At 65.0% G+C, this 22423-nt stretch carries 20 protein-coding genes; 14 read left to right on the plus strand and 6 right to left on the minus strand.

The window, feature by feature from the left end:
* Position 1: 1 nt before the first annotated feature.
* The 3 genes from KB879_RS17230 (at position 2) to KB879_RS17240 (ending at position 3219) form a co-directional block, all read left to right on the plus strand.
* The gene (locus KB879_RS17230; RefSeq protein WP_153954089.1) at positions 2–781 is read left to right on the plus strand and encodes a cyclase family protein; all 780 of its coding nucleotides are present in this window, start codon (positions 2–4) and stop codon (positions 779–781) included.
* A gap of 44 nt (positions 782–825) precedes the next feature.
* Complete coding sequence (locus tag KB879_RS17235; protein ID WP_249221143.1) at positions 826–1770, plus strand: transporter; 945 nt, start codon at positions 826–828, stop codon at positions 1768–1770.
* Between the two features lie 213 nt (positions 1771–1983).
* The gene (locus tag KB879_RS17240; RefSeq protein WP_211979483.1) at positions 1984–3219 is read left to right on the plus strand and encodes an adenylate/guanylate cyclase domain-containing protein; all 1236 of its coding nucleotides are present in this window, start codon (positions 1984–1986) and stop codon (positions 3217–3219) included.
* A gap of 57 nt (positions 3220–3276) precedes the next feature.
* Here KB879_RS17240 and KB879_RS17245 read toward each other — a convergent pair whose 3' ends face one another.
* Complete coding sequence (locus KB879_RS17245; protein WP_211982161.1) at positions 3277–4530, minus strand: IS256 family transposase; 1254 nt, start codon at positions 4528–4530, stop codon at positions 3277–3279.
* A 413-nt stretch (positions 4531–4943) separates the two neighbouring features.
* Here KB879_RS17245 and KB879_RS17250 point away from each other — a divergent pair, with 413 nt between their 5' ends.
* Both KB879_RS17250 and KB879_RS17255 read left to right on the plus strand, forming a co-directional pair.
* Positions 4944–5633 carry a helix-turn-helix transcriptional regulator gene (locus tag KB879_RS17250; RefSeq protein WP_153956963.1) on the plus strand — a complete coding sequence of 230 codons (690 nt, stop codon included), beginning with the start codon at positions 4944–4946 and terminating at the stop codon, positions 5631–5633.
* A 26-nt stretch (positions 5634–5659) separates the two neighbouring features.
* Complete coding sequence (locus tag KB879_RS17255) at positions 5660–6166, plus strand: hypothetical protein (RefSeq protein ID WP_211979484.1); 507 nt, start codon at positions 5660–5662, stop codon at positions 6164–6166.
* 29 nt (positions 6167–6195) lie between these two features.
* Here KB879_RS17255 and KB879_RS17260 read toward each other — a convergent pair whose 3' ends face one another.
* On the minus strand, positions 6196–7128 hold the full coding sequence (locus KB879_RS17260) for a LysR family transcriptional regulator (protein ID WP_013953995.1): 933 nt from the start codon (positions 7126–7128) through the stop codon (positions 6196–6198).
* A 146-nt stretch (positions 7129–7274) separates the two neighbouring features.
* Positions 7275–8951 carry a phospholipase D family protein gene (locus tag KB879_RS17265; RefSeq protein WP_041228748.1) on the minus strand — a complete coding sequence of 559 codons (1677 nt, stop codon included), beginning with the start codon at positions 8949–8951 and terminating at the stop codon, positions 7275–7277.
* 409 nt (positions 8952–9360) lie between these two features.
* Between KB879_RS17265 and KB879_RS17270 the strand changes: the two genes are divergently transcribed.
* Together KB879_RS17270 and KB879_RS17275 are read left to right on the plus strand one after the other, a co-directional pair.
* Complete coding sequence (locus tag KB879_RS17270) at positions 9361–10896, plus strand: amino acid permease (protein ID WP_211979485.1); 1536 nt, start codon at positions 9361–9363, stop codon at positions 10894–10896.
* A 70-nt stretch (positions 10897–10966) separates the two neighbouring features.
* The gene (locus KB879_RS17275; RefSeq protein WP_211979486.1) at positions 10967–12643 is read left to right on the plus strand and encodes an amidohydrolase; all 1677 of its coding nucleotides are present in this window, start codon (positions 10967–10969) and stop codon (positions 12641–12643) included.
* 102 nt (positions 12644–12745) lie between these two features.
* On the opposite strand, the gene KB879_RS17280 is transcribed toward KB879_RS17275, so the two are convergent.
* Positions 12746–12982, minus strand: a complete 237-nt coding sequence (locus KB879_RS17280) for a type II toxin-antitoxin system RelB/DinJ family antitoxin (RefSeq protein ID WP_041228749.1) — start codon at positions 12980–12982, stop codon at positions 12746–12748.
* A gap of 222 nt (positions 12983–13204) precedes the next feature.
* On the opposite strand from KB879_RS17280, the gene KB879_RS17285 reads away from it, so the two are divergent.
* From KB879_RS17285 to KB879_RS17315, 7 genes are all read left to right on the plus strand, one after another.
* Positions 13205–15367, plus strand: a complete 2163-nt coding sequence (locus KB879_RS17285) for a TonB-dependent siderophore receptor (protein ID WP_211979487.1) — start codon at positions 13205–13207, stop codon at positions 15365–15367.
* Between the two features lie 278 nt (positions 15368–15645).
* On the plus strand, positions 15646–17169 hold the full coding sequence (locus KB879_RS17290) for an NCS1 family nucleobase:cation symporter-1 (protein ID WP_013954001.1): 1524 nt from the start codon (positions 15646–15648) through the stop codon (positions 17167–17169).
* Positions 17170–17226: 57 nt separating this feature from the next.
* A complete protein-coding gene (locus tag KB879_RS17295; RefSeq protein WP_013954002.1) occupies positions 17227–17961 on the plus strand; it encodes an aspartate/glutamate racemase family protein in 735 nt (244 codons plus the stop codon).
* Between the two features lie 38 nt (positions 17962–17999).
* A complete protein-coding gene (gene puuE, locus KB879_RS17300; RefSeq protein WP_211982227.1) occupies positions 18000–18971 on the plus strand; it encodes an allantoinase PuuE in 972 nt (323 codons plus the stop codon).
* Between the two features lie 89 nt (positions 18972–19060).
* Entirely contained in the window at positions 19061–19879 is an 819-nt protein-coding gene (locus KB879_RS17305; protein ID WP_211979488.1) for a GntR family transcriptional regulator, read from the plus strand.
* A gap of 114 nt (positions 19880–19993) precedes the next feature.
* Positions 19994–20413: a hypothetical protein gene (locus tag KB879_RS17310; protein WP_013954005.1), complete on the plus strand. Its 420-nt coding sequence runs from the start codon at positions 19994–19996 to the stop codon at positions 20411–20413.
* Between the two features lie 68 nt (positions 20414–20481).
* Complete coding sequence (locus KB879_RS17315; protein ID WP_013954006.1) at positions 20482–20832, plus strand: hypothetical protein; 351 nt, start codon at positions 20482–20484, stop codon at positions 20830–20832.
* 78 nt (positions 20833–20910) lie between these two features.
* Here KB879_RS17315 and KB879_RS17320 read toward each other — a convergent pair whose 3' ends face one another.
* A complete protein-coding gene (locus KB879_RS17320; RefSeq protein WP_013954007.1) occupies positions 20911–21291 on the minus strand; it encodes a DUF427 domain-containing protein in 381 nt (126 codons plus the stop codon).
* A 101-nt stretch (positions 21292–21392) separates the two neighbouring features.
* The gene (locus KB879_RS17325; protein ID WP_153956594.1) at positions 21393–22385 is read right to left on the minus strand and encodes a tripartite tricarboxylate transporter substrate binding protein; all 993 of its coding nucleotides are present in this window, start codon (positions 22383–22385) and stop codon (positions 21393–21395) included.
* Positions 22386–22423 lie beyond the last annotated feature (38 nt).

A 22423-nucleotide genomic window follows, 5' to 3' on the forward strand; every position in this document is an offset into this window, starting at 1 on the left:
CATGAGCAACAGCCTCGCCCACTTTGCAGCAGAGTTGCTGTCCGGCCGCATCCGCGTGGTGGATCTGACGCAGACCTTGAGTTCTGAATTTCCGACCATCTCGCTGCCTCCGGAGATGGGCCAGACCTGGCCCTTCCGGCAAGAAACCATCTCGCGCTACGACGATCGCGGACCGAACTGGTACTGGAATAACTTCTCCTGCGGCGAACATACCGGGACCCACTTCGACGCACCAGTCCATTGGATCTCTGGTAAGGACTTGCCGGACAATACGACCGACACCATCCCTGCCGAAAAATTCTTCGCCACCGCCTGCGTCATCGACTGCTCGAGGGAGGCCGCGGAAGACCCGGACTACTTGCTCACTGTCGACGCCGTCAAAGCCTGGGAAGCACGGCATGGCCGCATCCCTCCGCGCTCCTGGGTCCTGATGCGCACCGACTGGTCCAAGCGCAATAGTCCCGAGGCGTACCTGAATGCGCGTGACGACGGCATGCACACACCCGGCCCTGACCTGGGCGTCGTCCAGTGGATGATTGAACAGCGCGATGTCCATGGATTTGGCGTCGAAGCAATTGGCACCGACGCGGGCCAGTCCTATGGCTGGGAGTTACCGTTCCCGTGCCATTACCTCATGCATGGCAACAACCGCTACGGTCTGCAATGCCTGACCAATCTCGACCAACTCCCGCCGCAGGGTGCATTGATTGTCGCCGCCCCGCTGAAGATCAAGGACGGTTCAGGCAGCCCGCTTCGCGTCCTGGCTCTTATTCCCGGCTGATATTCCGCTAACCCGCCCATCACCACAAAAAGGAGGAGAACGAAGTGAAGAAACGAGCAATCTCGGCCGTACTGGCCGGTTCGCTTGCGCTAGTCGGCAATCAGGCGCTCGCAAAGGAGGGCGCAGACCAGTATCCCAATGGAGCTGAAAGCTGGATGTCGGGAGCATTGCCCCCGCCCGGCACCTATCTCCTCAACTACACCGGCTATTACGGCGGTAAGCTCAAAGACGGCAACGGCGACAACGCAAACATCGCCGGCAATCCTGCAAAGGTTGACGCCTGGTTCGACGCGTTGCGGGTGGTGAAGGTCACCAACATCACGCTTCTTGGCGCGAGCTGGGGCATGCAGGCCATCGTTCCGCTCGTCTACCAGTCCATGAATTTGCCCCAGATGGGCGGCCGTCGCAACGCCACCGGCTTGGGTGACATCACGATCGACCCGATAGTGCTCGGCTGGCATGGTGCGAACTGGCATGTCACGACGGGTCTGGACATCTACGCGCCCACGGGCCGCTACGACCAGAATGATCCCAGGGCCAGCATCGGCGCGAACTACTGGGCCTTCGAGCCAGTTGCGGCATTCACCTGGCTGAACCAGAGTGGCTGGGAAATCTCTGCCAAGTTCATGTACAACATTAAGGGGAAGAACAAGGACTCCAACTTCGGCGGCATGACAGGAAGCTACCAGTCCGGACAGGAATTGCACGTCGATTACGCCCTGGGCAAGCACATCGGCCCGTGGACTGTCGGCTTGAGCGGGTACTACCTGAAACAGGTCACGGACGACAAGTTCAATGGCGCCGTGGTGCCAGAAGTGCCTGGGGTGTGGAGCCGTGGCCGTCGCGGCGAGGTGCTGGCTATCGGCCCCAGCGTCTCCTACACCAACGCCAAGGGAACTAGTTTCATCACCCAATGGCAGCATGAAGCGTATGCCAGGAACCGGTTTGGCGGCGACAAATTCTGGGTCAAGGTGGTCACCGCTTTCTGACGGAATGGGCCCGCGAGGCCCTGTGCTGTGCTTCTGTAGCCATGCGAGAAGACGGCGCTGATTTTCGCCTCGGTGCGAACGGCAACGTGGCCTGCCGGTCAGGGCGTGCCGCGCCGTTGCAGATATGCTCCAATAGCAAAAGCCCTGCCGTCGAAAGCCAGCCCGTCAGGCTGACTCCTGTATGAATTTGCGGCGGAGCGGAAGAGGTGAAGCATGGCCCTTATTAGCCGCCAGCTGTTCTCGACCAGCCCGCAAATTCAGGTGCGAGATGTAACGCTTTCCGCACACGACGACTTCCAAACCCAGCGAGCCAAGCTTGCAAGCATCATGCTGGACGCAATGTACCAGTTCGTCGGCCTGCTAGACGTCGACGGCAAGATGCTCGAGATCAATCGCGCAGCGCTCGAGGGAATCGGCATTCAAATGGATGACATTCGCGGAATGCCATTCTGGGAGGCCAGATGGTGGGTCATCTCTCCGGAGACCCAGCGCGTCTTGCGAGAGCTGATCCGGCGCGCAGGCCAAGGCGAGTTCGTCCGCGGTGACTTCGAGGTATACGGCCAAAAGATGGGCGAGGAGACGATCATTGTCGACTTCTCGCTATTACCTATTAGAGATTCGGATGGCGAGGTGGTGTTCCTGCTGCCTGAAGGGCGCAACATCACGGAAAAGAAGCGCACCGAAGCAGCGCTTGCGCGGAAAAACGAGGAGCTTCAAGCCAGCTGGGATCTAATCTGCCGTCAGCGCGATGAACTTCAGAGTCTTTACGATCGACTCATGGTCGAACAGACGCTTTCGGAGCGGCTGCTTTTGAACCTGCTGCCCTCTCCGATAGCTGAACGACTGAAAGCACGTCCGGAAATCGTAGCCAACAGCATTCCTGAAGTCATAGCCGACAGCTTCCCGGAAGTGACGGTCTTGTTTGCGGACATCGTGGCATTCACCCGTTTCTCGGTGGGCATGAGCGCCGAGCGCCTGGTCGCAGTGCTCAATGAGATCTTCACCGAATTCGACACAATCGCGGATCGTCGCGGACTTGAGAAGATCAAGACAATCGGGGACGCTTACATGGCAGCAGCTGGGCTACCGGAACCAGTTTCTGACCATGCTGTCCGCGCTGCCGACATGGCACTGGACATGATAGACGCGCTCAGACTGTTCAATCGACGCACCGGCTATAACCTCCGAATGCGAATTGGCATCAATAGTGGATCGGTCGTGGCCGGCGTTATCGGTAAGCGCAAGTTCATTTACGACTTATGGGGCGATGCCGTCAACACTGCCAGTCGGATGGAATCCCATAGTCTGGCTGGACGGATTCAAGTTACCGACGCAACTCGCAATCGATTGGGAGAATCCTTTCAGTTCGAAGAACGCGGCATCATCGTGGCAAAGGGGGTCGGTGCAGTGCATACCTGGTTCCTGACTGGCCGCCGCGAGGCGCTATAGCGATAGTTGTTTCGGAGGTGTCAGGAATTCTGTGTGCTGAGGTCGGTTAAATAAATCTCAGCGTAGGGCGTTGGTGAAGCGGTCACCGAAGAGAATGGCGAACTGGTTGGCCGCTTGTTTCCAGGTGATGGGCGGCATCTTCCAGTCTTTCTCGATGTTGCGCAAGGCCAGGTAAAGCAGCTTGCTGGCCGCCTCGTCGCTGGGGAAGTGACCTCGGTTCTTGACGATCTTGCGCAACTGCATGTGCATGCTTTCGATGGCGTTGGTCGTGTAGATGATCCTGCGCACTTCGGGCGGGTAGACGAAGAACGGGATGACCTGCTCCCATTGGCGGCGCCACATGTCGGTCACCGTGGGGAATTTGCGGCCCCAATCGCTGGCGGCGAACGCCTGCAGCGCGCCGGCGGCGGCGTCGGCCGTGGCAGCCTGGTAAATCGGCTTGAGCGCGGCCGCCAGGCCCTTGCGGTCCTTCCAGCTCGCCAGGTTCAGCGAGTTGCGGATCAGGTGGACGATACAGGTCTGGATTTGCGCGCCGGGGTAGACGGCCTCGATCGCTTCGGGGAAGCCACGCAGGCCGTCGACGACGGCGACCAGGATGTCGTCCAGGCCGCGGTTCTTCAACTCGTTGAAGACCTTGAGCCAGAACTTGGCGCCCTCGGTTTGCTCGATCCACAGGCCGAGCACCTCCTTGCGCCCGTCGGCGCGGATACCCAAGGCCAGGTAGACGGCCTTGTTCCTGACGGTGCCTTCGTCGCGGATCTTCAGGCGCAGCGCGTCGAAGTAGACGATGGGGTACATCGCCTCCAGCGGACGCTGCTGCCATTGTTCGACCTCGGCCAGCACTTCGTCGGTGATGGTGGAAATCAGGTCAGGCGAGACCTGCAGCCCATACAGTTCCTGCAAATGGCCCTGAATCTCACGCACGCTCATCCCGCGCGCATACATGCTGATTACGTGGTCGTCGAAGCCGGACAGCCGGCGTTGGTACTTGGCGACCAGTTGCGGCTCGAAGGTGGCTTGCCGGTCGCGCGGAATGTCCAGTTCCAGCTCGCCGTTGGGCGTGATGACGGTCTTTGCACTGCTGCCGTTGCGGTGATTGCCGCTCTTGCCTTGCTTGGCCTCGCTGGCCAGATGGTGCGTCAGTTCGGCGGCAAGCATACGCTCGGCCAACTGCTTCTTGAGCAGGCCGGCCAAGCCTGATTCACCGAGAATCGACTCGGCGTCCTTGTTCTGTACCTGAGCCAGTAGTTGATCGATCAACTCATCCGGAAACAGCTTCGGCGCGCTCGATTTCTTGCTCTTCTTGGTCATGCTTGTTGTTTCGGTCATAAGGGCGTTTCTTTCGATATCGTCTCATGACCTCAACACACAAGAAATCTGACAGGCTCGTTGTTTCCCCCTGACCAGATCCCCCGAGCCATCTTCGCTTCCACGTTTTTCGACTGCGCGTCACGACGCTGCAAGCCCCGCATTTATCAGCAGCTGTTGCAGATCACTATTCCGGCTAATGGCAGCCACTATTTCACCGAAGGCCGGCCATTCAATTGGCTCTCGTCGCATCCCTTATCTCCCCACTCCGGAGCCTCTTCGAAGTCTGGCTCGGCGGCGCAGAACAATCGTGTTAAGTCCAGACATGTCGCCAAGCCTGACTCAGCGAATGTCCGAGGTCAACGACCCGCCCATCTCCTATACTCCGCATGACACATTTCATCCGGAGCCAAACCATGGATTACACGCCCGGCATCAGCCACCTCGCCGGTCTGCTCGCCGATCCCGGCCGCGCGGCCATGCTGTGGGCCCTGATGGACGGCAGCGCCCGGCCCGCCGGCGAGCTGGCGCTGATCGCGGGGCTGTCGGCCTCTTCCACCAGCGGCCACCTGGCCCGGCTGACCGAAGGCGGGCTGCTGGTGGCCGAGACGCGCGGGCGCAACCGCTACTACCGCCTGGCCGCGCCGGAGATCGGCGTGGCGATCGAGGCGCTGGCTTCGGCGTCGCTGGCCAGCCAGCCGCCGCGGCTGCGCGACGTGCCGGTATCGCGCACCGCTCCACCGGCGCTGCGCCAGGCGCGTACGTGCTATGACCACCTTGCGGGAGAACTCGCGGTGGGCCTGTTCGAGCGGATGACGCATTCAGGCTGGCTGATGCTGGACGGACAGCGCGTAGACCTGAGCGGCGACGGCGCGCAGGCGCTGGCAGGGTTGGGCGTGGATGTGGAGGCCGCCCGGCGCAAGCGGCGCCAGTTTGCCTGCACCTGCCCGGACTGGAGTGAGCGCAAGCCGCATCTGGGCGGCGCGCTCGGCGCGGCGCTGTTGGGCAGCCTGCTGGCGCGCGGCTGGGTCGAGCCTACGCGCACCTCGCGCGCGTTGCGCGTGACACCGGCCGGCCAACGCGAGATCATGCGCATCGCGGCCTAGAAGACCGCAGCAACAGGAGAAAGTAGATGGCCAGACCACTGGACGACGACACGCAGGACGCGATTGCGCGTTTCTTCGCCCTGATCAACCTTGGCGACAGCGCGCAGACCTCGGCGCAGCTGTCGATGTTTGAAGATGCCCTGCTCGATGCCGAGGACGATGACACCGATGGCCAGGAACTGCTGTGGGTGATCCGCGAGGTCATCGACTGGCAGTCCGGGTTCTTTGTCGACTGGAAGGATGCCCAGTCCTTTATCGGCTGCCTGAACCAGCTGTGCGAACGGATCGACCTGGAGATCAACTGGGGCAGCGATGACCCCGAGGAAGAAGCCTTCCTGGAGACCACCAGCGTGCCCGAACTGATGGAGCTGGCGCACAACCAGTTGCGCGTGGCCGGCTATACGCTGTGGAACTGGGATACGGGCGGCGATGCCTACGGCGGCTGGATCACGCGCAGCGAGGATGATGAGGAGATGCTGGATCTTGCCGAAGTGCTGCACTTTGATGTGCGGCCGGCCGAGCAGCCTTATTGACCGATGCCTGCGAGCGGAGGCCGCGGCAGCTAAGCGTTCTCCCTCCGCTTGCCGGCCGGGCGCCGCGCCTCCGGCACCCCCAGCGTCTGCTCCAGCACGTCCAGCAGCAGCCGCACGCTGGCCGGCATGAGCTTGCGCGCCGGCATCAGCACGTAGACCTTCAGCGGCGATGAGGCATAGCCCGGCAGCACGCGCACCAGTTGCCCCTGTCCGACCGCATCCTGCACGAAGCGCGGCGACAGCCGCGTCACGCCCAGCCCGTCGAGCGCCGCCTTGAGCCGCAGCTCGGCGTTATGGGTGCAGATGCGCGGCTCGACATCCAGGCGTGCAATCTCCACGCCGTCGCGCAGGAACTCCCAGTGCCGGTCGTCGGCGTTGCCCAGCGTCGGCCAGCCCTGCAGGTCCTGCGGCGTGCGCGGCAGCCCGCGCGCCTTGATCAGTGCCGGCGCGGCATAGAAAGCGCGTTCAATCAGCACCACGCGCTTGCTGGCGAACGAGGTGTCGTGCAGCGCGGTGTCGGTCATCACGAACGCAAGGTCGTAGCCGTGCCGGATCAGGTCGGGCTGGTCCCAGCTGACATCGACTTGCACGCGCAGGCCCGGGTGGGCGCGCAGCACGCGCGTCAGGCTTTCGGACAAATGCTGGGAGCCGACTTCATAAGGGGTGGAGATGCGCAGCAGGCCGCTGACTTCGGCGCTGTCCGAGGTGGCCTCGGCACTGATGTCATGGAGTTCGGCGAACAGCGGCGCCACGCGCTCATACAGGCGCTGGCCGCGTTCGGTCACGCGCACGCGGCGCGTGGTGCGCTCGAACAGGCGGATGCCAAGCTGGCTTTCCAGCCGCGCCACCGCGGCGCTGGCGGAAGATTTGGGTACCTCGGCCAGCTCGGCTCCCTGGGTGAAGCCGCCGCCTTCCACCACGCGGCAAAAAATCTCCCAGTCCTTCCATTCGATTGTCTTCATGCGGCGCCTCGTCATTGCGGTGCGCCGCGATTGTCCCACAGCGCGAACAATGGCGCTGTGGGCGGCGACCCTAAATCGAACAGGATCACCGAACGCACCAGCTTGCCGCGGCGCAGTTCGTCGAAGGCATTGTTGATGCGCGCCAGCTACAGTTCTTCCTTGATCGGGAGCACGCGCAGCACGCCGATGCCCAGATGCTGCAGCGGGCCCATGCCGGGTTCGCTGTCGTAGACCATGAGCTGCCCCTTCTCGCGCGTGGTCCAGGTCAGGCGCCGGTTGCCGCCGTCGCCATCGGTCTGCATCCCGACGCGGTAGGTCATGTCGAGCAGCGCGTTCTCGGTGGACTTGATCATGCGCTCGGCCAGCGCGGGGCTGTCCAGCACGATGCCCATCTCGGTATTGAGCTTGGCCGAGCGCGGGTCCATGTTGAGCGAGCCGATGAATACCAGGCGCCGGTCGACGATGTAGTTCTTGGCGTGCAGGCTGGCGCGGCTGGACGACAGCCAAGAGCGCGAGCGTGAACCGCGCGCGGCCTTGCCGCTGCTTGCCAGTTCGGCGTAGGCGCTGGGCTTGAGCTCGTACAGCTCTACGCCCGCGGCCACCAGGGCCAGCCGGTGCGGGGCGTAGCCGGCATGCACCGGGCTGACATCGGTGGCGGCAAACGAGTTGGTCAGGATGCGCACGCGGATGCCGCGCTTTGCCAGCGCGATAAGCCAGGCCTCGCCGTCGTCGTCCGGCACGAAGTACGGCGAGATCAGCAGCACTTCCTTCTGCGCGCCGTTGATCATTTTCTCGAGCCGGGCGGTGGCGTAGCCGGGATCGTCATCGGTCTGGTGCGTGATCTTGGCGGCCGAATCGGAGACCACGACTGCGTTGCCGCTGTAAGCAGGCATATGGCCGCTCTCGATGCTCTTGGCCAGGCCCGACTCCAGCAATTCCTTCACGTAGGGACTGGCGATGGCCTGGTCGCCGCGTGCCTCCAAACCTTTGCGCAGGCTGCGCATCTCAACCGGCGCTTCCTTGCCTGCCGGGATCAGCGCCACCACCGGATATGAGGACTGGTCGTTCCAGTATTCGTCGAACACGGCCGACACCTGCGGCACCGCCGGTCCGGCAATCAGCACATCGAGGTCGCTGAAGTCCATGTCGGTGCGCGCGGAGAAGTAGGCATCGCCGATATTGCGCCCTCCCACCAGCGACATCTGGTTGTCCACCGTCATCGACTTGTTGTGCATGCGCCGGTCCAGCCGCTTGAAGCCGGCCAGCATTTCCAGCCAGCGCACGCTGCGGTTGGCAAAGGGATTGAACAGGCGCACTTCGATATTGGGATGCGAATCGATGGCCGACAGGATCTGGTCCATGCCGCCGGTATGCAGGTCGTCGAGCAGCATGCGCACGCGCACGCCGCGGTCGGCCGCGTCGAGGATGTCGCCCAGCACGGCGGCGCCGGTGCCGGTGGTCTCGAAGATATAGGTCTGCAGGTCCAGGCTGCGCTGCGCCGCACGCGCCATCGCCAGCCGCGCAGCGAGCGCGTCGGGCCCGGACGACAGCGGATAGAACAGCGACTCGCCGGGGCGCTGCGCCAGGCGCGGCGCCAGCACCTTGCCCAGCGGGGTATCGGCGGTACTGGCCGGAGCGCTCGAGGGGGTGCGCTGCGCCGAGGCCGGCAGGCTGGCGCACCCTGCCAGCACCCCGGCCGCCAGCGCGGACACCAGCATCAGCGCCGTCATCCGGCGCAGGCCCCGGCAGCGGCTGGCGCCCGCATGCCCCGCGGCACTGAGTGGCCGGGCATCGAACGGGACATGGCAGAGCGTCTGGAACATCCGTGAGGTCCCCCTGCGGCGGGATGGGATGGGGCTGGCTCCGCGCACCGGCCGGCATGCAGCGCCTGCTACTTCGCACGATATACCGTGCGCCGTGGCCGCAACAGCGGTGCCATTCCTGTTCCACGCCGGGTGTTTGTCCTACACCTCATGGACAAACAAGGCACCACGCGGCGAATGCCGCACATATGACGGCGCACGGCCCGCGCAGCGGCTTTCCCTGCACAGCGATTTCTCTTATGATGCCGCCCAATATACCGGCCGGTAGAACCGGGAGGTGGCACTGGCGGCGGGCCGCCGGGACCCATGCGGCTGGCGCTTTGGCGCAGCTTGCCGCCTCTTGGCGATGCCGGCATAGTTGCGCCCCCTTCGCGCCTTTAGTCCTGACGCGCGCCCAGACCGGATCCTGATGTCAAGCCAACCTTCCCAGCCCATCTCTTCCGGCGCCCCCGCGCCGACGCTGCGCCGCACCCTGCGGGCACGCCATCTCACCATGATCGCCATCGGCGGCTCGATCGGCACGGGGCTGTTCGTGGCCTCGGGTGCCACCATCGCGCAGGCCGGCCCCGGCGGCGCGCTGGCCGCCTATATCCTGATCGGAGCGACGGTCTATTTCCTGATGACCAGCCTTGGCGAGCTGGCGGCCTACATGCCGGTGTCGGGCTCGTTCGCCACCTATGGCGCGCGCTATGTCGATGAAGGCTTCGGCTTCGCGCTCGGCTGGAACTACTGGTACAACTGGGCGGTGACCATCGCGGTGGAGCTGGCCGCGGCCCAGCTGGTGATGCAGTACTGGTTCCCCGACACGCCCGGCGTGCTGTGGAGCGCGCTCTTCCTGGGCCTGATGTTCCTGCTCAACGCGATCTCGGTGCGCGGCTTCGGCGAGGCCGAGTACTGGTGCGCGCTGGTCAAGGTGGTGACAGTGATCGCCTTTATCGGCATCGGCACGCTGATGATCTTCGGCATCCTGCGCGGCGATGTATCGGCCACGCACGGGCTGGCCAACCTGACCATCGGGGATGCGCCCTTTGTCGGCGGCCTGCCGGCGCTGATCGGCGTGGCCATAATCGCCGGCTTCTCGTTCCAGGGCACCGAGCTGATCGGTGTCGCCGCCGGCGAATCGGCCGATCCCGCCACAAACATCCCGCGCGCGGTGCGCCAGGTGTTCTGGCGCATCCTGCTGTTCTATGTGCTGGCGATCCTGATCATCGGCATCCTGGTCCCCTACACCGACCCGAACCTGCTCAAGAACGACGTGCAGACCGTGGGCGTAAGCCCGTTCACGCTGGTGTTCCGCCATGCGGGCCTGGCCTTTGCGGCAGGCGTGATGAACGCGGTGATCCTGACCGCGGTGCTGTCGGCCGGTAACTCGGGCATGTATGCCTCCACCCGCATGCTGTACAACCTGGCCACCGAAGGCCGCGCGCCGCGCATTTTTGCGCAGCTGACGCGCAACGGGGTGCCGCTGATGGCGCTGCTGGCCACCACCGCGGTGGGCGCGCTGTGCTTCCTCACCTCGCTGTTCGAAAGCCGGTCGGTCTACCTGTGGCTGCTGAACCTGTCCGGCATGACCGGATTTATCGCCTGGCTGGGCATTGCGGTCAGCCATTACCGCTTCCGCAAGGGCTTTGTCGCGCAGGGGCTGGACCTGGACCGGCTGCCTTACCGCTCGCCGTTCTTCCCCTACGGGCCGGTCTTCGCATTTGCGCTGTGCCTGATCGTCACGTTGGGCCAGAACTACCAGGCCTTCACCAGCGGCAAGATCGACTGGGTCAGCGTGGCCGCCACCTATATCGGCATCCCGATCTTCCTCCTGATCTGGCTGGGCTACCGCATTGCGCGCAAGACGCGCTTCGTGTCCTATGCCGAGATGCATTTCCCCGCCCTGCCGGCCAGACGCGATGCCGCCCCGGCGCGCGCCGCCGTACCGGCAACCGGTGAATAAGCGCCATTCCCGGGCGCTCACAAGCAGCAGTACATAAAAGCAAGAAAGCACAACAACAAGGAGCATCGCTTTGAAGAGAGCAATCCGCATGAGCATGCTGGCGCTTGGCGCCGGCATGGCACTGAGCCTGTCCGCGCATGCCGCGCCGACACTGGTGGAATCGGTGCAGGGCTACACCCTGAAGCAGGACAAGATCACCAGCTTCACCGGCCTGGTGTTCGACCAGGGCAAGGTGCTGGCCACCGGCGACGCCGCCGCGCTGCGCGCGCAGTACCCCGATGCCAGACGCATCGACGGCCAGGGCAAGACCCTGCTGCCGGGCCTGATCGACGCCCACGGCCATGTGTTCCGCCTGGGCTTCAAGACCACCGAGATCTCGCTGTCCGGCACCAGGACCCTGGCCGAGGCGCAAGGCATGATCCGCGCCTACGGCGACAAGAACCCGCAGCGCAAGTGGCTGCTGGGCTATGGCTGGAACCAGGTGAACTGGAAGCTGGGCCGCTTCCCGACAGCGTCCGAGCTGGACGCGGCGGTGTCGGACCGCCCGGTGCGGCTGGTGCGCGTGGACGGCCACGCCGCGTGGCTCAACACCAAGGCGCTGCAGGCCGCCGGCATCACCCGCGACACCAGGGACCCGGCCGGCGGGCGAATCGAGCGCGACGCCGACGGCAACCCCACCGGCGTGCTGGTCGACAAGGCCATGGCGCTGGTCAACAGCGTGATCCCGCCGTACAGCGACGACGACCGCCGCGCCGCACTGGCCGCCTCGCTGGCGCACATGAACGCGCTCGGCCTGACCGCCGCGGGCGACGCCGGCGTGACCGTTGCCGAAGACAAGATCTACCGCGAGTTCGCCGACCAGGGCAAGCTGACCACGCGCATCTATGGCATGATCCGCGACACCGGCGACGACTTCAAGGCGCTTTCGGCCAAGGGGCCGCTGGTGGGCTATGGCAACGACCGCTACTACCTGCGCGCGGTCAAGCTGTACGGCGACGGCGCCCTGGGCAGCCGCGGCGCCGCGCTGATGGCGCCGTATTCGGACGACCACGTGCACAGCGGCCTGCTCTTCATGAGCGACGCAGCCATGCAGGCCGCCGTCAAGACCGCGATCAAGTCCGGCTACCAGGTCAATATCCACGCCATCGGCGATGCCACCAACCACCAGGTGCTGGATGCCATGGAAGCGGCCTACAAGGATGTGGGCGGGCGCCAGTTGCGCAACCGCGTCGAGCACGCGCAGGTGATCGCGCTGCCGGACATCCCGCGCTTCAAGACGCTGGACCTGATCGCCTCGATGCAGCCCACGCACGCCACCAGCGACATGAACATGGCCGAGGACCGCGTCGGCAAGGACCGCATCAAGGGCGCTTATGCCTGGCAGACGCTGCTCAAGCAAGGCACCGTGATCGCGGGCGGCTCGGACTTCCCGGTGGAATCGGCCAACCCGTTCTACGGCCTGCACGCCGCGGTGACCCGCACCGACCATGAGGGCCGCCCGATCCGCGGCTGGCATCCGGAAGAGGCCATGACCCTGCCGCAGGCATTCCGCGCCTTCACGCTGGATGCGGCCTATGCCGAGCACCAGGAGAAGACGCTGGGCTCGCTCGAAGCCGGCAAGTGGGCCGACTTCATCCTGGTCGACCAGGATCTGTTCAAGGCCAAGCCTGCCGACATCTGGAAGACCCAGGTGCTGGAGACCTGGGTGGCGGGTGAGCGGGTGTACGTGAAGGACGGCAAGCGCTGAGCGTTTCCCTGACATCCCGCGCGCACGCGGCGAATTTCACCAGCTAGCCATGGCTAGCACTCCTCTCTCCCGCACGCGGGAGAGAGGAGCTAACTGACCGCATCAGTCGCCTGCACGACAGAGATCGGCCCTTAGATCGTCCAGCGACTCGAACCTGCGCAACCCGCCGGCCCGCGCTTCCCTCAGCGCACCAATAGTCGCCGCATTTGGCGTCATCAACGCCAAAGGAAGTGCCTTGTCTGTCGCTATGCGCTTCAGCAGCATGCGCACTGCATCGGACACCGGCAGGCCCATTGCTTCCAGCACGGCAGAAGCCTCTTCCTTGGTTCGCAGGTCAATCGGACACGAATGTTCGACATGACCATGGCAGGCTCCAGCAATCGATAGGGGAGCAGGGAGGCTAGCGCGAACCGGCTACGCCAGCCACCGTTGCTTTCATCGCAACACCCCCTCCCACACCTTGACCACCGCAACGAGCGTAGGCATCATTCGGCTTTTCGCAAATGCGAATAAGTCGCATTTGTATTTACATACAGGCCCGCCTGCCTCCTGTTGTCCCTCATGAGCCGCCAAGTCATTCGCGCCGCGCGCCTGCGCGCACCCAAACCCTGCCACCTCGCCGCGCTGGCACAACTGGCCGTCCTGGCCGGCTTTCCGGCAACCGCCGCGCTGGCACAGCAAGCCGCGGCGCCAGCGGATGCGCAATCACTACCTGCAGTGACCGTCAGCGCCTCGGCGGTCGACGATTTCGGCCTGCAGCTTGAGAAAAAGGCCTGCACCGGCGCGCTGGGCTCGCGCACGCAGCTCGACACCCCGTACTCCACCACCATCGTCACCGGCGAAGACCTGGCCGACCGCCAGGTGGCCAAGCTGGGCGATGTGTTTGCGATGGATGCGTCGGTCAGCGACAACGGCAATGGCTACAACAGCTGGTCCAGCTACCTGAGCGTGCGCGGCCTGCAGATCGACTGGCAGAACGGCTTCAAGATCAACGGGCTGCCGTTCGTGGCCTACGGCATCACGCTGCCCTACGAGCACATGGAGCAGGTGGAACTGCTCAAGGGGCTGCCGGGCTTCATGTACGGCTTTGCCACCCCGGGCGGCATCGTCAACTACGTCACCAAGAAGCCGACCGACACCTTCACCGCCTCGTTCGAACTGGGCTACCGCGCCGCCAATGTCTGGAGCGAGCACGTCGACCTGGGCGGGCGCGCCGGCCCGAGCAATATGTTCGGCTACCGCCTGAACGTGACGCACGAGGAAGGCACGCCCTACAACGCGCGCAATATCCAGCGCGACAGCGTCTCGCTGGGCCTGGATGCGCGCCTGACCAGGGACCTGACGTGGACCTTCGACTCGATCTACCAGGACCGCCGCGCCACTGGCCAGATGCCGTCGTTCAGCCTGTGGAGCTACGGCGACACGGCCCTGCCGGCCGCGGTGTCCGGCCGCATCCGCAACTTCGCCGGTGCCGACCAGCACCTGAACACCAACCTGCAGCTGTACAGCACCGGCCTGCGCTACCAGATCAATCCGGACTGGGCGGTCAGCACCAAGTACAGCTTCACCAAGGTCAACCGCAGCCGCAACGAAAGCACCTACAACCTGCTGAACCAGGCCGGCGACTACAACGACCAGCGCTACGACACCGCGCAGAACCAGCAGGTGGGGCAATGGCAGGCGATGCTGGAAGGCAAGTTCCGCACCGGGCCGTTCGGGCACCAGTTGGTAGCGGGCCTGTCGTGGCAGAAGCAGATCGACCGCTATGACAACAACGGCTTCGGCGCCGTCATCGGCACCGGCAACATCTTCGAGCCCAATACCAACACGTACTACAGCTCGACCGCCTTCAACAAGGTGCGCAACAGCGACATTACGCAGAAGTCGGTGTTCGCCAGCGACACCGTGCAGCTGAGCGAGCGCTGGTCGGTGCTGGCCGGCCTGCGCGTGACCAACTTCGAGCAGAACGGCTACGTGCCGGTGACCTCCAGCTACAGCAAGAACGGCGTGGTCACGCCCACGCTGGCGCTGATGTTCAAGCCGGTGCCCACGGCCACGGTCTACGCCAGCTACGTGGAAGCGCTGGAGCCCGGCTCGATCGTGCCGGATGGCTACACCAATGCACGCCAGTTGCTCAGCCCGATCCGCAGCAAGCAGTATGAAATCGGCGTCAAGGCCGACCAAGCCGCCTGGAGCGCCACCGCCGCCGCCTTCCGCATCGAGCGCGGCGCCGAGTACGACAACATCAACGGCGGCGTGCCGACGCGCCAGCAGGACGGCACCTCGATCTACCAGGGGCTGGAGCTGGCTGGCGTGTACCGGCTGGGCTCGCAGTGGGAATTCGGCGCGAGCGCGATGTACCTGGACTCGTACTACGACAAGGGCATGGCCAACAACGGCAAGCGCGTCGCCGGTGCGCCTGACCTGGTGCTGGCCGGACGCATCAGCTACCGCGTGCCGTTCGTACCGGGCCTGCGCCTTGGTGTCGATGGCAAGTACACCGGCAATACCAAGCTGAACGCGGGCAATACGCTGGAGGCCGGCGGCTACACGGTGTTCAATCTCGGCGCGAGCTACAACACCCGCGTCGCCGGCAAGGACCTGACGCTGCGCGCCGCGCTGAACAACGTGACCAACAAGCGCTACTGGGGCTTCCAGTATGAGAACTACATCCAGCCGGCCGATCCGCGCAGCGTGAGCCTGACGGCCAGGATTGCGTATTGAGGTTCACCCGAACGCAACGATGCCTCGCAGAACCCCGCTCTCCGGAGCGGGGTTCTTTTTTGGTTCAGCGAAAACTGGCTTCCCGCCCCCGGGGCGACTTCAGGGAAATCGAATGTTGACAATCACCAATCCGTGATCTACAACATCGTCTACACACTTAATAACTTTTGTAGACAATTTAGTAGACAGCAGAAACCAGCTTCCCATCGGCGCACACCAAAGAGCCCAACGGCCGCACGTCGCCTATCGTCAAGACACACATCTGCCAGGAGACTCAGATGATGCAAACGACCGCAACGACCGCAGACGCACCGCAGGTGCAGGCGGGGGGTGCCGCACACGGCAACGCCCTGATCAAGCCGAGCTATGACGAACGCCTTACCAACGAGGACCTGGCGCCGCTGCGCAAGCAGACCTGGGGCACCTACAACATCTTTGCCTTCTGGATGTCGGACGTGCACAGCGTGGGCGGCTACATCACCGCCGGCAGCCTGTTCGCGCTGGGGCTGACCAGTTGGCAGGTGCTGGTGTCGCTGCTGGTCGGCATCCTGATCGTGCAGTTCTTCTGCAACCTGGTGGCCAAGCCCAGCCAGGTGACCGGCACGCCCTATCCGGTGATCTGCCGGGCCTCGTTCGGCGTGCTCGGCGCCAATATCCCGGCGGTGATCCGCGGGCTGATCGCAGTGGCGTGGTACGGCATCCAGACCTACCTGGCTTCCAGCGCCTTCCTGGTGCTGGCGCTGCACTTCTTCCCCGCGCTGGCGCCGTATGCCGACGTGAAGCTGCACGGCTTTGCCGGGCTCTCCACGCTGGGCTGGGCCGCATTCATGGTGCTGTGGGTGCTGCAAGCGCTGGTGTTCTGGACCGGCATGGAGACCATCCGCAAGTTCATCGACTGGGCTGGCCCGGCGGTGTATGTGGTGATGATCGCGCTGGCGATCTGGCTGGTGAACAAGGCCGGCTGGGAGAACGTCAATTTCACGCTGAGCTTTGTCAAGTACACCGGCTGGGAAGCGGTGCCGGTAATGCTGAGCGCAATTGCGCTGGTGGTGTCGTATTTCTCCGGCCCGATGCTGAACTTCGGCGACTTCTCGCGCTATGCCAAAGACTTCGAGTCGGTCAAGCGTGGCAACTTCTGGGGCCTGCCGGTCAACTTCCTGGGTTTCTCGCTGCTGACCGTGATCACGACCTCGGCCACGCTGCCGGTGTTCGGCAAGCTGATCACCGACCCGGTGGAAACCGTCAGCCATATCGACAGCACCTTCGCCATGCTGCTGGGCGCGTTCACCTTCATGACCGCCACCATCGGCATCAATATCGTCGCCAACTTTGTTTCGCCGGCATTCGACTTCTCCAACGTCTCGCCCAAGCACATCAGCTGGCGCACCGGCGGCATGATCGCGGCCGTGGCTTCGATCTTCATCACGCCGTGGAACCTGTACAACAACCCGGCGGTGATCCACTACACGCTGGACGTGCTGGGCGCCTTCATCGGGCCGCTGTTCGGCATCCTGATTGCCGACTACTACCTGGTGCGCCGCCAGCATATCGACGTCGACGACCTGTACACGCTGAACCCGCGCGGCCGCTACTGGTACCGCAACGGCTTCAACCCGGCGGCGGTGACCACCATGATCCCGGCGGCCATCATCCCGATCCTGTGCGTGGTGGTGCCGGCGTGGCAGCCCGCGGCCAACTACAGCTGGTTTATCGGCATGGGCATCGCGCTGGTGCTGTACCGGCAACTGGCGCTGCGCATGATGCCCGGCCACTTCGGCAGCCGCGCCGCCAGCCAGGCCTGATCCCCGAACCATTCTTTCGACTGCACGATTTCGACCGCACCTAGCAAAGCCGCGCCCATGAAGCTGAAGATCATCAACCCCAATACCACCCAGAGCATGACCGACAAGATCAGGCAGTGCGCCGTCGCCGTGGCGGCACCGGGCACGCGCATCAGCGCGGTCAGCCCGCGCATGGGACCGGCTTCCATCGAAAGCCACTATGACGAGGCGCTGTCCGTGCCCGGCATCCTCGACGAGATCCTGGCCGGCGAGCAGGAAGGCGTGGACGGCTACGTCATTGCCTGCTTCGGTGACCCCGGCCTGTACGCGGCGCGCGAGGTGGCGCGCGGGCCGGTGATCGGCATTGCCGAGGCCGCCATGCATATGGCCAGCGTGGTCGGCAGCAGCTTCAGCGTGGTGACCACGCTTGCGCGCACCTGCAATATCGCCTGGCACCTGGCCGAGCGCTACGGCATGAAGCGCTTCTGCAACAACGTGCGCGCCTGCGACCTGGCGGTGCTGGAACTGGAGCGCCCGGGCTCGGACGCGCGCCGCATCATCACCGAGGCCTGCCGCCAGGCGCTGGTTGAAGACCGCAGCGAATGCATCGTGCTGGGCTGCGCCGGCATGACCGACTTGTGCGACGAGATCGCCGACGCCATCGGCGCGCCGGTGATCGACGGCGTGGTGTGCGCGGTCAAGATGGCCGAGGCGCTGGTCTCGGTGCGACTGGGCACCAGCAAGCGCGGCGACTGGGCGCGGCCGCTGCCCAAGGCGTATGCGGGCATGCTGGCCCCTTATGCGTTGAACTGAACCGTATGACTTCCCGATCCATTTCCGACTCCACCGCCATGCTCCAGTCCCGCTATCCACGCGATCTCATCGGTTACGGCGCCCGGCCGCCGCACGCCCGCTGGCCGGGCGGCGCGCGCGTTGCGGTGCAGTTCGTCCTCAACTACGAAGAAGGCGGCGAAAACTGCGTGCTGCACGGCGACGCCGCCTCCGAGCAGTTCCTCTCCGAGATCGTCGGCGCCGCGGCCTACCCCGACCGCCACATGAGCATGGAGGGCATCTACGAATACGGCTCGCGTGCCGGCGTCTGGCGCCTGCTGCGCGAGTTCGAGAAGCGTGGCCTGCCGCTGACCATCTTCGGCGTGTCGATGGCGCTGCAGCGCCATCCTGAACTGACCCGCGCCTTTGTCGAACTGGGCCATGAGATCGCCTGCCACGGCTGGCGCTGGATCCACTACCAGGGCATCGACGAAGCCACCGAGCGCGAGCACATGCGCATCGGCATGCAGATCATCAAGGACCTGACCGGCGAGTTGCCGCTGGGCTGGTACACCGGCCGCGACAGCCCCAACACGCGCCGCCTGGTGGTGGAGCACGGCGGCCTCCTGTACGACTCGGACTACTACGGCGACGACCTGCCCTTCTGGACCGAAGTCGAAGTCACCGGCGGCAAGAAGAAGCCGCACCTGGTGGTGCCGTACACGCTCGACTCCAACGACATGCGCTTTGCCACGCCGCAGGGCTTCAATACCGGCGAACAATTCTTCCAGTACCTGAAGGATGCGTTCGACGTCTTGTATGACGAAGGCGACCCCGGCGGACAAGACAGCCCCAAGATGCTGTCGGTCGGCATGCACTGCCGCCTGCTCGGCCGCCCGGGCCGCTTCCGCGCGCTGCAGCGCTTCCTCGACTATGTGCAGGGACACGACAAGGTGTGGATCTGCCGCCGTGTCGACATCGCCCGGCATTGGGCGCAGGTGCACCCGTTCGCAGCCGCGGGCACGATGCGCGAGGAAGTTGCCCCGGCCTGACAAATGCCGCCCGTGTCGCCATATTTGTGTACGATATAGCCGTCTTTCGTCGCCATTTCCGGCGACAGGCTGAATGTCCGTCCCCTGATATGGCAACCACATCGAAGAAGGCGGCGCCCGGCACCGCAGCAAAAACGCCGCGCCGGCCCGCGTCCAAGGCAACACTGAAAACGGCACCCAAGGCCACCGCCAATGCCGCGCCGGAGGAAAGTGCCGGCCCGGAGGCCACCACCAGCGAGGCTTCCGCCACCGAGGCGATCTACCTGAGCCTGCTGACCGCGATCATGGAGCACCGCCTGCTGGCCGGCACCAAGCTGGTGGAGGAACGGCTGTGCGAAGTGACCGGCGCCAGCCGGGCGCGTATCCGCCAGGTCTTCGCGCGCCTGGCGCATGAGAAGCTGGTCACGCTGGTACCCAACCGCGGCGCCTTTGTCTCCAGCCCCACGGTGGACGAGGCGCGCGAGGTGTTCCAGGCACGCCGCGTGGTCGAGCCCGCGCTGGCAGCCGAACTGGCCCAGCGTGCCACGCCGGCCAAGGTCCGCAGCCTGCGCCGCCACGCGATGGAAGAAGACAACGCGCGCGCACGCGGCGACCGCGCCGCGATGATCCGCCTGTCAGGAGAATTCCATATCCTGCTGGCCGAGATGGCCGGCAATGCCATCCTCGAAAAGCTGATCCGCGAGATGGTGTCGCTGACCTGCCTCATCATCACGCTGTACGACCGCCCCGGCGCGCCGGCCTGCGCCGAGCATGAGCACCGCCAGCTGATCGACGCCATCGAGCAGCGCGACGCCGCGCGCGCCAGCGCGTTGATGGCGGAACACCTGGAACACATCGAGGGTTCGCTCGACCTGAGCGTGCCCGACAGCGGCACGCCGGACTTCTACAGCATCTTCAGCAAGGGTTGACGCACGGTGCGGGGCACCAGCGCGCGCCCCGTGACCGGCATTGCACTCCGCGCCCGGCAGCCTAGACTGGCTGCATAACAATGCCGCGCGCAACGCGCCGCAGGGAGGTCCGCCATGGCTGTCACTGCCGAACCCGTCACAACCGCCCGTCCACCGCTGGCCTTCGAACGGCTTTTCGCGGATGCCGACGGCGAATCCCACTTTGGCCCCCTTTCCGTTGCCATCACCGAGCGCCTGTTCGCACCGCCCGCGCGCGCCTTCTGGGTGTCGCCGCTGGACGAGGCCGCGCGCCAGGGCTTCCTGCTGGTGCCGGCCGGCTGGGTGGGAGCACTGCACCCGTCGCCGCTGCGCATGTGGATCTTCGTGTTGGCGGGGGCAATGGAGTTCGAAGCCAGCGATGGCGAGCTGCGGCCGCTGTCGGCGGGCAGTGCCCTGCTGCTGGAAGACACCACGGGCAAAGGGCATGTCAGCAGGGTCATCGGTACTGCCGATGCCACGTTGGCCGTGGTGCAGTTGCCGGAGAACCGAAGCTGAGCCCGCGGCGTAGCGGCAGGGCTGTCGGCTCGGACTGCGGCCGCGCAAAACTATCATGGAGGCGCCAGATGAATGCCCCCGAGCCAGCGGCTGCGCCCAAGCCCGCGCCGCAACTGGTGCCCAACGGCTACCGCCAGGGCATCATTACCGCGATCACAGTGCTGCTCGGCTTCTCGCTGGCGTTCTGGCGATTCTGGGGCTTCGAGAGTCCCGGCCACTGGAACCTGCGCGCGCTGTTCGCCGCGGTATCGCTGCTGGCCGCGGTGTCGCTGCAGATCGTGGCGCTCTATCGCGCGCTGCGCATCGAGGACGATGCAGTGGATGAGTACCGCAAGACCGTGCGATGGTTCATCGCGTCGGCGGTTGCGCTACTGGTCGGGCTGGCCGTGGCCATGATCGACGCGGCACTCGGCCCCTAGGGCGCTGACTATGTCCAGCACATGGGGCGTGCCGAATCCGCAGATGGCTATTGCCGCCATGCCAGGCGGCGCGCGCGCTCAGGCGCCGAGGATCTCGATGCTGTCGACGCGGTCGGGGTAGAAGGCCAGGTGCGAGGCGATCGCCGCCACCGCGGGGTAAGGCGTCTCGTAGCTCCACACCGCATTGCGCGCGCGCTCGCCGCCGGCGGGGATGGAGAAATAGCTGCAATCGCCCTTGTATGGGCAGTACGTCGTGTGCGCTGTACGCTCCAGCTGCGTCATGTCGACATGCTCGCGCGGGATGTACTGCACCGGTGGGTAGGTCGCCTCTTGCAGGGTCAGCGCCGCGTCGCTGTCTGCAATGGCAATGCCCGCCACCCTGACCACCACCCTGCCGGCAGTCGGCGTGATGGTGATCGGGTGGTCGGGGCCGGGGATCCTGACTGGCTTGTCGGTCATGGCGCGTCCTCCTGCAGGGCATCGTCACGGGGGCGATGCTGCATTCTAGGCGTTCGCCGCGCGGCCTGCAGGCCGTGCCCGATGGTTCAGCCCAGCCGTCGCTATTCGACCTTGACGTTGGCCTTCTTCACCAGGGCGGCGTAGCGCGTGGCCTCGCTGCGGAAGAAACTGGCGGCTGCCTCGGGTGTGCCGGGCTCGATCACGGTGGCCTGCTTCTTCATGGCTTCCAGCACTTCGGGCGAGGTGAAGGCCCTGGCAAATGCGTCATGCACGCGCTTGACCTCTGCCGGGGGCATGCCGGCGGGGCCGACCACGGCAAACCAGCCGGCGACGTTGTAGCGGGGCAAGCCTTGTTCGGCGATGGTGGGGATGTCCGGCGCGGCGGCCGAGCGCTTGTCGCCGCACACGCCGATCGCACGCAGCGTGCCGGCCTTCAGGTGCGGCGCCACTGCGTTGAGCGCGACCACGCCCAGCTCCACCTGTCCGGCGATCAGGTCGTTCATCATCGGCCCGGTGCCCTTGTACGGCACATGGCGCGCACTCACGCCGGCCTCGTCCAGAAACATCTCCCCGGCCAGGTGGATGATGGTGCCATTGCCGGACGACCCGTAGTTGTAGCCGTCGGGCTTGGCCTTGAGCAGCGCCACCAGTTCCTTCACGTTCCTTGCCGGCACCTTGGGATTCACGACAAGCACCAGCGGCGTGGTGCCGATCACGCTGATCGGGGTGATGTCCTTGATGGCATCGAACGGCATCGTGCGGAACACGCTCGGGTTGATGACATGGTTGTTCGAGACCAGCCCGAGCGTGCTGCCGTCCGGCTGCGCCTTGACCACGGCCGCGGCCCCGGTGATGCCGCCGGCGCCGGGCAGGTTCTCGATCACCACCGGCTGGCCAAAGGCCTTGCCCAGGGCCGGACCGGCCGCGCGCGCGATGGTGTCCACGCCGGAGCCGGCGCTGATCGGCAGGATCAGGCGCACCGGCTTGCCGGTGCTGCCCTGCGCGAGCGCGCCGATGCCGGGCGCGGCCAGCGCGGCGGCCATGGTGGCGGCCAGCGCCAGCCCTGACTTGAGAAGGATGCGACGGGGGTGCATGGGGTTGTCTCCGTATCGTTATCGTAGGATCTTTGCGG

It is taken from the genome of Cupriavidus sp. KK10, assembly GCF_018223725.1.
GTDB classification, from domain to species: Bacteria; Pseudomonadota; Gammaproteobacteria; order Burkholderiales; family Burkholderiaceae; genus Cupriavidus; species Cupriavidus necator.